At 72.5% G+C, this 12,765-nt stretch carries 7 protein-coding genes; 4 read left to right on the top strand and 3 right to left on the bottom strand.

The features are described from left to right. Window positions 1–441 precede the first annotated feature (441 nt). Window positions 442–3,717 carry a BTAD domain-containing putative transcriptional regulator gene (locus ACFYZ8_RS44610; RefSeq protein WP_388542518.1) on the top strand — a complete coding sequence of 1,092 codons (3,276 nt, stop codon included), beginning with the start codon at window positions 442–444 and terminating at the stop codon, window positions 3,715–3,717. On the opposite strand, the gene ACFYZ8_RS44615 is transcribed toward ACFYZ8_RS44610, so the two are convergent. Both ACFYZ8_RS44615 and ACFYZ8_RS44620 read right to left on the bottom strand, forming a co-directional pair. Then, window positions 3,704–5,641, bottom strand: a complete 1,938-nt coding sequence (locus tag ACFYZ8_RS44615; RefSeq protein WP_388542516.1) for a sigma-70 family RNA polymerase sigma factor — start codon at window positions 5,639–5,641, stop codon at window positions 3,704–3,706. The two genes, ACFYZ8_RS44610 and ACFYZ8_RS44615, sit on opposite strands and share 14 nt — an antisense overlap. Before the next feature lie 259 nt (window positions 5,642–5,900). Next, window positions 5,901–6,686, bottom strand: coding sequence for a helix-turn-helix domain-containing protein (locus tag ACFYZ8_RS44620; protein ID WP_359040509.1), 786 nt, complete (start codon window positions 6,684–6,686; stop codon window positions 5,901–5,903). Window positions 6,687–7,060: 374 nt separating this feature from the next. On the opposite strand from ACFYZ8_RS44620, the gene ACFYZ8_RS44625 reads away from it, so the two are divergent. Next, window positions 7,061–8,440: an NAD(P)/FAD-dependent oxidoreductase gene (locus ACFYZ8_RS44625; RefSeq protein ID WP_359040511.1), complete on the top strand. Its 1,380-nt coding sequence runs from the start codon at window positions 7,061–7,063 to the stop codon at window positions 8,438–8,440. 217 nt (window positions 8,441–8,657) lie between these two features. Then, on the top strand, window positions 8,658–10,298 hold the full coding sequence (locus ACFYZ8_RS44630; protein ID WP_359040513.1) for a SpoIIE family protein phosphatase: 1,641 nt from the start codon (window positions 8,658–8,660) through the stop codon (window positions 10,296–10,298). Window positions 10,299–10,406: 108 nt separating this feature from the next. Here ACFYZ8_RS44630 and ACFYZ8_RS44635 read toward each other — a convergent pair whose 3' ends face one another. Next, on the bottom strand, window positions 10,407–11,675 hold the full coding sequence (locus tag ACFYZ8_RS44635) for an MFS transporter (protein ID WP_359040517.1): 1,269 nt from the start codon (window positions 11,673–11,675) through the stop codon (window positions 10,407–10,409). Window positions 11,676–11,797: 122 nt separating this feature from the next. On the opposite strand from ACFYZ8_RS44635, the gene ACFYZ8_RS44640 reads away from it, so the two are divergent. Continuing rightward, window positions 11,798–12,346 (top strand): MarR family transcriptional regulator, encoded by a 549-nt coding sequence (locus tag ACFYZ8_RS44640; protein ID WP_359040515.1) that lies wholly within the window; start codon window positions 11,798–11,800, stop codon window positions 12,344–12,346. Window positions 12,347–12,765: the final 419 nt, after the last annotated feature.

The raw sequence follows: 12,765 nt of genomic DNA on the forward strand, positions 1-12,765 counted from the left end.
CCGTCCCCTTCCCGCCGTACGCGGCCAACGGCCCGCGGTCCATTCCGACGCAGGGTGACCGCAACCCCCCAGGGGCGCGGGGAACTGCGCGACCAACCCCCACCGACCCGCACCCGCCCGACAACCGCACCCGGCACGTCGTGGCCCGCAAGATGACGAACGGTCACGTCCTGGCGCAGGGTGACTGTGGCCCACCTAGGGGCGCGGGGAACTGCGCGACCAGCCCCCACGCACCCGCACCCGCCCCGCACCCGCACCCGGCACGTCCTGGCGCGCAATGCGGTGATCGGTCACGTCCTGGCGCAGGGTGACTGTGGCCCACCTAGGGGCGCGGGGAACTGCGCGACCAACCCCCACCGACCCGCACCCGCAACCCGCCGAAGACTCGCGGCCCGGCGAAAAGCCACAGCCGGCGCCAAGAAAGCCGGTGACAATGAACCGGTGCGGTACAGGATTCTCGGCGTCACCCAGGCAGCGGACGGCGACGGCACCGTCATACCCCTCGGCGGGCCCCGGGTCCGGAGCCTGCTCGCCGCCCTCGCTCTGCGTCCCGGCCGTACCGCGAGCCCCGAGAGCCTGATCGACGAGGTCTGGGGGGAGGATCCGCCCCAGGACGCCCAGGCCGCACTGCAGGCACTGGTGGGCCGTCTGCGTCGTACCGTCGGCAAGGACGCGATCGTGTCCGCCCCGGGCGGCTACCGGCTCGCCGCGGCCGAGGACGACGTGGACCTGTACGTCTTCGAACGGCTCGTGCGGCGAGGTACGGCCGCCCTGGCGCACGGCGACGCCCTCACGGCGGCCCGGGAACTCACCGCCGCCCTCGCCCTGTGGCGCGGTGACGCGCTCGCCGACCTCCCCGACCGCACCGCCGCGACCCGCCCCGAGGCACTGCGCCTGGAGGCCACCCGGGCCCGTGTCGAGGCGGATCTGCTGCTCGGCCGGGCGCAGGACGTCGTACCGGAGTTGAAAGAGCTGACCGGGGCGCATCCGTACGACGAGCCGCTGCACGTTCTGCTCATCCGCGCCCTGCGCGACAGCGGCCGGAGCGCGGACGCCCTCGCCGCCTACGAGCGGGCACGCCGGGCCCTCGCCGACGGCCTCGGCACCGACCCGGGCCCGGCGCTGCGAGAGCTGCACGGCGAACTGCTCACGGCCCCGGCCGGCCGCCCCCGTGCCGAACGGAACGGCAACCTCCGTCCGCGGCTTACCTCTTTCGTGGGCCGGGAACCCGAGCTCGACGCCATCCGTTCCGAATTGCACAGGGCCCGCCTCGTCACCCTCACCGGACCGGGCGGATCCGGAAAGACCCGTCTCGCCGAGGAAGCCGCCGCCGGGCTCCCGCAGGCGTGGCTCGTCGAGCTCGCCCCGCTCGACCGGCCGGAGGCGGTGCCCGGCGCGGTGGTCAGCGCGCTCGGTCTGCGCGAGACCGTGCTCATGACGACCGAGCTGACGGCCCCGCAGGACGACCCGCTCGCCCTGCTCGTCGAGTACTGCGCCCCGCGCAGCCAACTCCTGATCCTTGACAACTGCGAACATGTCATCGAGGCGGCGGCCCACCTCGCGGAGACCCTCCTCACCCGCTGCCCGGGCCTCACCGTCCTCGCCACCAGCCGTGAACCGCTCGGCGTGCCCGGTGAGTCGGTGCGCCCGGTCGAGCCCCTCCTCCCCGACCAGGCCCAGCGCCTCTTCGCCGAGCGCGCCGCCGCCGTCCGCCCCGACGCGGACGCCGTGCTCGCCGACAAGGAGGCCGTCACCGAGATCTGCCGGCGTCTCGACGGGCTGCCCCTCGGTATCGAGCTGGCCGCGGCCCGGCTGCGTATGCTGACGCCTCGTCAGATCGCCGACCGGCTCGACGACCGCTTCCGGCTGCTCACCTCGGGCAGCCGTACCGTCCTGCCCCGCCAGCAGACCCTGCGGGCCGTCGTCGACTGGTCCTGGGACCTGCTCGACGAGCGGGAGCGGACCTTCCTGCGCGAGGCGTCCGTCTTCGCGGGCGGCTGGGAGCTGGAGGCCGCGGAGGCCGTGTGCGGCGGGCCCGCCGCCGAGCTCCTCGGGGCCCTCGTCGACAAGTCCCTGGTCGTGGCCACCCCCTGGGAGCGGGACGGCCGCGACGGCATGCGCTACCGCATGCTGGAGACCATCCACGAGTACGCCGTCGAGCGCGCCGCCGAGTGCCCCGAGCCGCGGGTCGCCGCCGAGCTCCGGCACCGCGCGTGGGTGCGCGGGCTCGTCGAGGAGGCCGAGCCACAGCTGCGCTCGGCCGGACAACTCCCCTGGATCTCCCGCCTGGAGGCCGAGCTGGACAACATCCGCGCGGCCTTCGACCGCACCCTCATCGCCGGCGACGAGACGGAGGCCGCCGCCCTGGCCCTCGGCATGGGCTGGTTCTGGTGGCTGCGCAACTACCGCCGCGAGGGCATGACCTGGGTGGACAGGGTCCTGCGCCTCGGGATGGCCCTGGACCGGGCGGCCACGGCGGACCGCCACCCCACTCCGCCCGACGGCGGGACCGAGGACCCGATCGACGCCTACCTCACCGCCGCGCACACCGAGGCGGACCACCCGGCACACCGTCGGCGCATGAACCTCCGCATGCTCCATCTCTTCCTCAAGGCCGAGACGGAGCCCATGGACGGCGACCTGGACCCCCGCCTGCGCCGCTACGTGGAACTCGTCCGGAACCACTTCGCGCAGGGCGGTCCCGACGCCGCCCGCCTCCCCGGCATCCTCTGGCCCGTGATCGGCCTCACGCTGAAGGACCCGGTGGACATCCGTCCCCTGATGGACACCTCCGTCGCCCACTGCCGGGCCCATGGCGACGACTGGGCCGTTGCCGTCGCCCTGATGCTCCGCACCCACATGGCGGTCGACTCCCCGGGCGGCATGACCGGCGTCGACGAGGATCTGGAGGAACTGCGCGTCCTCAGCCGCCGCGCGGGCGACCGCTGGCTCCGCGCACAGGTCAGCAGCGCGGCCGGCGAGGCGGCCATGGCCCGCGGCCGCCTCGCCGAGGCCAAGGAGAAGTACGAGGAGGCACTGCGCCTCGCCCACGAGGTGGGGGCGTACGCCGAGACGCCGTTCCTGATCGCCCGGCTCGCCGAGGTCGCCTACCGAACCGGCGACCGTCCCACCGCGCTGGCCACCCTGGACGAGGCGAGCGCGGCGGGCGACCGGTACGGCGTCCCGGAGACCCGGGCGTTCGTCAGGCTGATGCGGGCCCACATCGCCCTGGAGGACAAGGACACCGCCCGTGCGCGCGAGCTGGTCGACGCGGTGCGCGAGGAGATCGGTCCGTCACCCACCCCACCCCAGTTCGCGGTGATGCTGCACTCGCTCGCCGCTTCGGTGACAGCCGCCGAGTCCGGCCCCGAGCACGCATTGCCCCTGCTGGCGGACACCGTCCGCGAGGCGATCGAGAAGCGCTGTTCCGACACGGTCGTGGCGACGCTCGTGGACGCCGCGGCGGCCCTCCTCAGCGACCTCGGCGACCTCCCGCGCGCGGCCCGGCTGCTCGCCGCCGCCGAGCGATGGCGGGGCGGCGACCCGCGTCCGCACCCCGAGCGGATCGACGCGGAGCGAGCGCAGGCCAGGGCCCGCACCGGCCTGGACCCCTCGCGCTACGCGGCGGAACACACCCGGGGCGCCGACCTCACCCCGCACGAGGCCCTCGCCGAGCTCGACCAGGCGCTCGGGGCGCGGCGCGTCATGAACACCTGAACTTCGACTCCGCCCAGTCCGCGAGCATCAGGTCGTCGAGGTGGCTGTGCGGCTCGACCACCAGCCGTACGGTCCGGTGCCCCGCGAGGCTCACATGGACGGGCACGGCCGGATCACCGCCCTCCACCAGCCCGGACCTCCACAGGCGGACCCCGTCGGCGTACACCGAGAAGTAGACCTTGCCGAGGCCCAGCGTCATGTCGTCCACGCCGACCATCGCGTCGTAGGAGGAGCACGCCCGGTTGAGGTCGATCGTGACGGAGGAGCGGGCGCGCACGGTCACGCCGTGGGCGTACTTCCGGTCGGCGACCGAGACGCCGTAGCGCTGCCACACCCAGCTGCTCTCGCCGATCCGCATCTCGGGACCCCTGCCGTCGCCGGAGACGTCGTAGTCCAGCTCGCTCCACTGGTAGACGGCGGGCGGGGGTGGAGGCGGAGGCGGAGGCGGGGAAGTCGGCGTCGGCGTCGGCGTCGGTTCGGGGGCGTGGGGCGGGGGCTTCGGTGTCGGTGTCGGTTTCGGAGTGGGAGTGGGAGTGGGAGTGGGAGTGGGTTTCGGCGTCGGGGTGGGCTTCGGCGCCGCCGTGCTCGGCGTCGGTGCGGCCGCCGCCACCGGGATCAGCGGGGGCTCCGGCTTGCTCGGGGAAGGCGTGGGCGCCGGGTCTGCCGGCTCGACCGCCGGTGCGGACGCGGGCGGCTTGGCGTCCGGCTTCCTGGCCGGGCTGTCGTCGCCGACCAGCGCGAGCGCCACCGCGGCGGCGGCCACGGCGACCACTCCGGCCGCGATGCCGGCCTTCACCGGCGCGCCGAGCCCCTCCGAGGCCGCGGCGCCGCCCGCGCCCGAGGAGCCCCCGCTCGCCGCGGCGGCCGCGCCCGCGGCACCGGCCGCTCCCGCGCCGCCCGCGACGAGCCCGAGGGCCTTGGCGTACCCGGCGGCCCCGAACCATCCGATGACCGCGACCGGTACGACCGCGGGGATACCGCCGGCGACTTCCTTGATCTGGCCCGCGGCCAGGCGGCACTTGGCGCACTCCTCCAGGTGCTTGCGCAGTCCGCGTTCGGCCCGGGTGCGCAGGCCGCCGCGGGCGAAGGCGCCGAGCCGGTCGGCGTAGCGGGCGCACTCCTCGTCGGTGGCGAGGGCGGCGCTGACGTGCGCCTGGAGGTAGGCCTGCTTGAGGCCCTCGCGGGCACGGCTGGCCAGCACGCGCGTGCCGTTGGCGTCGAGGCCGAAGAGGGGGGCCACCTCGCTCGGCGACTCGTCCTCGACCTCGGTGTGCCACAGCACGGCCTGCCAGCGCTCGGGCAGCGACCGGAAGGCCTGCATGGCCATGGACTGCTCGGCCTCGTGCATCGCGCGCACGTCGGCCCCCAGGTCCAGGGTGTCGTCGTCCGACACCTCGGCCGAGCGCGAGGCCTGCGCGGCGAACACCGCGAAGTCGTCGACCAGCTGCTCGCGCCTGGCCGACTTCGTCCAGCCGGCGGCGACGCGGCGGACGCTGGTGAGCAGATAGGCGCGTACGGCGTGCTCGGGGCCGTGGCCGCCGCGCACCGCCTGGAGCATGCGGGCGAAGACCTCGGCGGTGAGGTCGTCCGCGGTGTGGCCGTCACGGCAGCAGGTGCGGGCGTAGCGGCGCACCGCCTGCGCGTGGCGCCGGTACAGCGCCTCGTAGGCGGTGTCGTCGCCGGAGCGCATCCGCTCGATCAGGTCGGCGTCGGACGGCGGCGTCTCCCGAGGTGACGGCAGGATGCTGCCGTCCTCGCGCCGGTCGCGCTGCGCCGGGACGCTGCCCTCGACGGGTTCGCCGCCCTGTGCCGGGATGCCGCCCCGCGGGATGCCCGCCCGGCCGCCCTGGCCCGGCACCTGCGGGGTGCCCCCGGCTTCCCCGTCGCCCTCACCGAGGGGTTCGTTCCGCCCGTCAACGCTCATCGCGGAATGCCCCCGCCGCCGGCCCAACCTGTCCCCAACACCGGGTCAGCGTGCCATATTGGCTTTTGGTCAGCGCCCCGCAGTACGGCCCAGCCACTCGTCCGTGGGGACTTCCCGCACAGCAGCACTGAGGATCACCCGTTTGGGGAAGACTCAACTGTCACAGCCGGTGCGGGAGTCGGTGCACGCGCCCGGAAGGCACTGGAATGTGCCGGGGTGCGGACGGCAGGCGCCCGCACCCCGCTGTCACTCTTTCGAGTCACACCGGCCGGGACCGCAGCCCCTCCAGCAGGATGTCCAGCAGCCGCGCCGAGGCCGCCGCCTGCTGCGCCGCGTCCGGCAGCGAGGGCGCCGCGGTCGCGATCACCAGCAGGACGTCCGACACCGACACGTCGGTCCGCAGCTCACCGGCCGCACGCGCGCGGTCCACGAGCTGACCCACGACCTCCAGCAGCGCCGCCGCCCCGGCGTCGTCGTCGGCGGAGACCAGCGGGGCCTCCTCCGGCACCAGCCGCAGCTCGCCCGAGCCCGGTGTCGTCCGCTGCTGCGGCACCCGGGCCCCGTCGTAGCCGTCGGACTCCTCGTCGTCGGCGACCCCGACCCGCAGCACCTGCGGCGGCAGCAGCCGCCCGGCACCGGACGCGACCGACGTGCGCAGGAAGCGCGACAGCGCCGACCACGGCTCGTCCTCCTGACCGAGCGCCGCCCGCGCCTGGTCGGTCAGCCGGGAGGTCTCCTCCTCGGCTATCCGCCGGACCAGGACGTCCTTGCTCGGGAAGCGCCGGTACACGGTGCCGACACCGACCCGGGCGCGCCGCGCCACGTCCTCCATCGGCGCGCCGTAGCCCAGCTCGCCGAAGACCTCGCGCGCCGCGCGCAGTACGTGTTCCAGGTTGCGCTGTGCGTCCACGCGCAGCGGGGCCGAACGCGATCCGTCACGTCCGTTGCCCGCCGCGCTCATCGCCGAGCCCATCGCGCCGCCCATCGCCCCGCCACCGGGTGCGATGGCGGACGCGGTGGACCAATGAGAGTCCTGAATGTGCATGAATGATCCCCCGGTAATGACGTCTCCCCCCGGAGACTCTCCCCGCCATCGAAAGCCGGAGCGTGCGGAACAAGCCCGTTTCGCGAGTCCGCCCGTCGCGGACCCGGAGCGCATCCCCCTACACCCCGTCGACACACGAACATAGTTGAGTGGGGGTCAATTCAGAAGGGGCAGGTTCCGCACGGAGCGCCCCCCGATCGGAGTACGGGTGGCAAACGCCCCGATTGCACCCCCTCCGCCCGCCCGGCGCACACCCGTTGACCTGCGCACCTTCCACGCACTCCGGCGATTCGGCCAACCCGGCGCGCCGACGACTTCCAGTCACACAAATTGTCGAGGCTGTGGACAAACTCAAGCGACGGGTGCGTCATGGGATGGTGAAGGAACGTGCGCGCATTCTGGTTGTCGGCGGCGGCTACGTCGGGATGTACACGGCTCTGCGTCTGCAGCGCAAGCTCAAACGGGAACTCGACCGGGGCGAGGCCGAGATCACCATCGTCACCCCCGACCCGTACATGACCTATCAGCCGTTCCTGCCGGAAGCGGCCGCCGGATCGATCTCCCCGCGCCATGTCGTCGTACCGCTGCGCCGCGTCCTCGACCGCTGCCGCGTCCTGGTCGGCGAGGCCACCGCGATCGACCACGCCAAGCGCACCGCCTTCGTCACCACCCTCGCCACCGAGGAGGAACGCACCGGCGGCGAGCAGCTGTCGTACGACGAACTCGTCCTCGCCCCGGGATCGATCGCGCGCACCCTGCCGATCCCCGGGCTCGCCGACCACGGCATCGGCTTCAAGACGGTCGAGGAGGCCATCGGCCTGCGCAACCACGTCATCGAGCAGATGGACATCGCCTCCTCCACCCGCGACCCCGCGATCCGCGACGCGGCCCTCACCTTCGTCTTCGTCGGCGGCGGCTACGCGGGCGTGGAGGCGCTCGGCGAGCTGGAGGACATGGCCCGCTACACCGCGCGCTACTACCACAACCTCCGCCCCGAGGACATGAAGTGGATCCTCGTCGAGGCCTCCGACCGCATCCTCCCCGAGGTCGGTGAGGAGATGGGCCGCTACACGGTCGGCGAACTGCGCCGCCGCAACATCGACGTACGGCTCAACACCCGCCTGGAGTCCTGCGCGGACCGCGTCGCCGTCCTCAGCGACGGCAACCGCTTCCCCACGCGTACGGTCGTGTGGACCGCCGGGGTGAAACCCAGCCCCCTCCTCGCCGCCACCGACCTCCCGCTCAATGAGCGAGGCCGGCTGAAGTGCACCCCCCAGCTCACCGTCGAGGGCACCACGCACGCGTGGGCGGCAGGAGACGCGGCCGCCGTCCCCGACGTCACCGCCGAGGAGCCCGGCAAGGAGACGGCACCCAACGCCCAGCACGCCGTCCGCCAGGCCCGGGTCCTCGGCGACAACATCGCGCACGCGCTGCGGGGCGAGCCCCTGGAGACGTACTCCCACAAGTACGTCGGCTCGGTGGCCGCATTGGGCCTGCACAAAGGTGTCGCGCAGGTCTACGGACGCAAGCTGAAGGGCTACCCTGCCTGGTTCATGCACCGCGTCTACCACCTCAGCAGGGTCCCCACCTTCAACCGCAAGGCCCGCGTCCTGGCCGAATGGACCCTGTCGGGACTCTTCAAACGGGAGATCGTCTCCCTCGGTTCACTCGAACATCCCCGAGCGGAGTTCGAACTCGCGGCCGGTGGAAAGCATCCTCACGACCCGATGAACGACCCGAAGGGGTCGTCCTGACCGGACCGAGGAACTCCACGGACCGCCCCGGCGTCTGACGAATGTCGACCCGGTCGGTCACCCTGCCAGACTGGTGCCCGACTTCGGACGGGCAGCCGCCCGCCCCTCGAACCAAGAGGTTTTCCGTGCTGCACCCCCGGGCTGCCGTCCCCAGCCCCCCGGCCGGGCCCGGAGCCGGCCCGAAGACGCCGAAGACGACGACGCGAGGCAAGGATTCGTGAACTTCACGCGCTGGAGCGCCCGCCTCCCCGGAACGCAGCGCCGCGCCGCAGCGCGGACCGACGACCTGGTCACCGAGGACCGTCTGAGCGAGGGCGCCGTCCCCGCGGCCCGCGCCGAACAACTGACCGTGCCGGTCCCCGCCGTCGACGAACTCCCCGTACGCGAGGTCCTCGACCGTGTCCCCGCCCTCGTCGCCCTCGTCCACGGCCCCGACCACCGCCTCGCCTACGTCAACGATGCCTATGTGGTCGCCTTCGGCCTGCGCCCCACCGGCGAACCGGCCCGCGAAGCCCTCCCGGAGCTCGAGGAGATCGGCCTCCTCCCGCTCCTCGACCAGGTCCTGCGCAGCGGCAAACCCCGCACGGTCAAGTCCCGCAAGGCCCCCGACGGCCGCTCCTACACCTTCACCTGCACGCCGGTGACCCAAGGAGACGGCGGCGGCAGCGGCGGTGTCCTCGTCTTCGCGACCGACGTCACCGACCACGCCGAGGCCGCCGAACGCCTCAGAGCCAGCGAGCGCCGCCAGCGCGAGACCGCCGTCACCCTCCAGCGCTCCCTGCTCCCCCAGGAGCTCGAAGAACCCGACGACCTGCGCATCGCCGCCACCTACCACCCCGGCGGCACGGAGGCCGCGGTCGGCGGCGACTGGTACGACGTCATCACCCTCGGCGGCGGCCGCACCGCCCTGGTCATCGGCGACGTCATGGGCCGCGGGGTCCGCGCGGCCGCCGTCATGGGCCAACTCCGCACCGCGGTCAGGGCGTACGCCCGCCTCGACCTGCCCCCGCACGAGATCCTCCAGCTCCTGGACGGCCTCGCCATGGAGATCGACGCCAACCAGATCGCCACCTGCGCGTACGCCATCCACGACCCGAACGAGGGCAAGCTGGTCTACGCCTCGGCCGGCCACCTGCCCATCCTGGTCCGCGACGAGAGCGGCGTCGTCCTGCGCGCCGACGAACCCACCGGCCCGCCGCTGGGCACCGGCGGCTGGATGCACTCCTCGGGCTCCATCCCGCTCGGCCCCGGTTCCACCGCCGTCCTGTACACGGACGGCCTGGTCGAACGCCGTAACGAAGACCTGGACGAGGGCATCGCGGCCCTGGAGCGCGCCCTGGCCGGCGCCACCGGCACCCCCCAGGTGATCTGCGACCGCCTGGTCCGCTCGGCCGGCGTCACCGCGGAGCACGACGACGACGTGGCCGTCATGGTCCTCCAGCACCCGGCCCACACCGGCCCCGACGGCGAGCTCTTCCGTAACGCGGCGCTGGAACTCCTCGGCGGCGTCGAGGCGGCCCCACGCGCGCGTGCGTTCGCCTCCGGCGTGCTGACGAGCTGGCGGTTCCCGGTCGAGCTGCACGACCTGGGCGTGCTGGCGGTGAGCGAACTGGTCGCGAACTCCCTGCAGCACGGCACCCCACCCATGCGGCTCCGGCTTCGCCGTACCGACCGGCGGCTCATCGTCGAGGTGACGGACGGGGACGATCACCTGCCCCGGCGGCGGCGGGCGGAACCCGGGGACGAGTCGGGGCGGGGGATCGCCATCGTGGCGACCATCGCGTCGAACTGGGGGTCTCGGCGGACCCCGGGGGGTGGCAAGGCGGTCTGGTGCGAGTTCGTGCTGCCGAAGGGGTAGCGCCGTAGGGGTGCACGGTGGATGCCCGGCGCGGGTGCGTCGTGGCTCGTCGCGCCCACGCGGCGGAGCCGCACATCGACACAGCCCCGCGCCCCCGGTGGGTTGCGGCTAGGCGGCCAGAGACTTCGCCGCCGCTCCACCCTGTGCCACCACACGGCTCTTCCGCAGCGACGGCTGGTTCTGCACCGGGGTCAGCTGCTTGCCCAGACGCAGCGCGAGGTACGTGATGCCCAGCGAGAACAGCAGGAAGGTCACGATGTACGGCGCGTGCAGGGAGGCCCCCAGCGGCCCGCCGACCGCCGGGCCGACCGCCAGGGCGAGCTGCTTCACCAGGGCGAAGGCGGAGTTGTACTGGCCCGCCATCCCCTCCGGCGCGAGATCGGCCACCAGCGGAGCCACGGTCGGCGACAGCATCGCCTCGCCCAGTCCGAAGAGCGCGTACGTCGACACGAACGCGGCCGTGGCCATCTCCTGGCTGCCGTGTCCGAGCCCCGCGTAGCCCGCGGTGACCCACGCCACCGCCCAGATGAGTCCGACCAGGGCGATCACCCGGGACCGCCTCCGCCGCTCGACGAACCTCAGTACGGCGAACTGCGCGATCACGATCATCGCGGTGTTGGCGGCCAGCGCCGAGCCCAGCGCGGAGGTGGAGATACCGGCGGCTTCGACGCCGTACGCGCTCAGACCGGACTCGAACTGTCCGTAGCAGGCGAAGAACAGGACGAAGCCCAGGACGCACAACTGCACCATGGCCCGGTTGCCGAGCAACTGCTTCCAGCTGCCCCTGGCGGACCGGGTCGGCGCGCCCTCGACGCGCGGCGAGTGCGGCAGCCGCAGGGTCGCCATCACGACCACCAGCAGCAGGAACATCGCCGCCTCGATCGCGAACAGCAGGGTGAAGGACGCCGCGCTCGACGTGTCGACGAGATGCCCGCCGATGAGACCGCCGACACCGAGCCCGAGGTTCTGCAGGAAGAACTGCATGGCGAAGGCACGGGACCGCGTCTCCGAGGTGGAGCAGTCCACGATCATCGTCGCCAGCGCCGGCTGCATGACGGCCTGCCCGGCCCCGAGCGCGGCCGCCGACAGCAGCACGGTCGGCACCTGGCTCGACAGCCCGAGGCTCAGCGAACCGAGCGCTGCCGTGAGCAGGGCGGTGAGCAGCACCGGCAGCGGGCCCCGCCGGACGATGGCCCGTCCGGCGAACGGCAGCACGATCAGTGCCGCCACCGCGAAGACGGCGAGGACCGACCCCGCCGTCATGGCCCCAAGGCCCCGCACCTGCGCCACATAGACGTACAGGTAGGGGACGGTGAAACCGAGCCCGAACGCGCTGAGTGCGTTGCCCACGTGGATCCGGCGCATCGCTGCGCCCATCGCCCTGGTCACGTTCACCTCTCTCACTAGTTAGGTGTGAAGACTTCAAAGCTAAAGTTCGAACCTAAAGAGTACATAGGGAAGGACTTCAAGGCAAAGGAGGTGCGTGCCATACTGCGGCCATGGCCGAGACCCCCGGCGTCCCCGAGCCCACGCTCGAAGAGCAGATCGCCGCCTACCAGCGCGAGTTCCAGGACCTCGACCCCCAGGTCGAGCAGATCGTCTCGGCGCTCTCCCGGCTCAACCGCCGTATGAACGTCGCCTACGGCCGTCAGACCGCCGCCCTCGGCATCAGCAACGCCGAGTGGGAGGTCCTCAAGGCGCTCGTGCTCTCCGGTGCCCCCTATCGGATGGGCCCCAGCGACCTCGCCAAGCGCCTCGGTCTCACGCCGGCCGCGATGACCCACCGAATCGACCGCATGCTCGTCGAAGGACTGGTGACCCGGGAGCGGGACGAGTCCAATCGGGTCCGTGTCATCGTGGAGCTGACCGCCGAGGGCCGCGAGAAGTGGCTGGAGGCGATGCGCCTGGCCACGGTCTTCGAGGAGGACCTGCTCCAGGACCTGTCCGCGGAGGAGCGCAACACCCTCGGGGACGTGCTCACCCGGCTCCTGCGTAGGGTGGAGCACGCACAGCCGGACGCCGGCGGGCGACTCAACGACCTCGACTGAAAAGATCTTGACAGTGGGTGCTTGACACGCCCCTGCTGGATCCGTAGAGTTCTTCGGGTTGCCACGGGGCCGTAACGGTTCTGCGGTAGCACCTCCGCCGCGACAGCGGCCACTCAAACCAGCAAAACGATCTCCCAGCCGGGATGAATTCGGCGTGCCCGAATTCAATTCGATTTGGATGCGGCCCCTCGATTTGGGACCGCAGCGAGAGTCCGCTAAGGTTTGAGACGTCGGAACGGCCCAACGGCCGGGAAGGCAAGCCCCTCTGACTGGGAATCAGGCCCGAAAGGATCTGATAGAGTCGGAACCGCCGGAAAGGGAAACGCGGAAGCGGGAACCTGGAAAGCACCGAGGAAATCGGAACCGGAAACGGTCTGATAGAGTCGGAAACGCAAGACCGAAGGGAAAAGCCCGGAGGA

It is taken from the genome of Streptomyces sp. NPDC001668 (assembly GCF_042893155.1).
Taxonomy (GTDB): Bacteria; Actinomycetota; Actinomycetes; order Streptomycetales; family Streptomycetaceae; genus Streptomyces.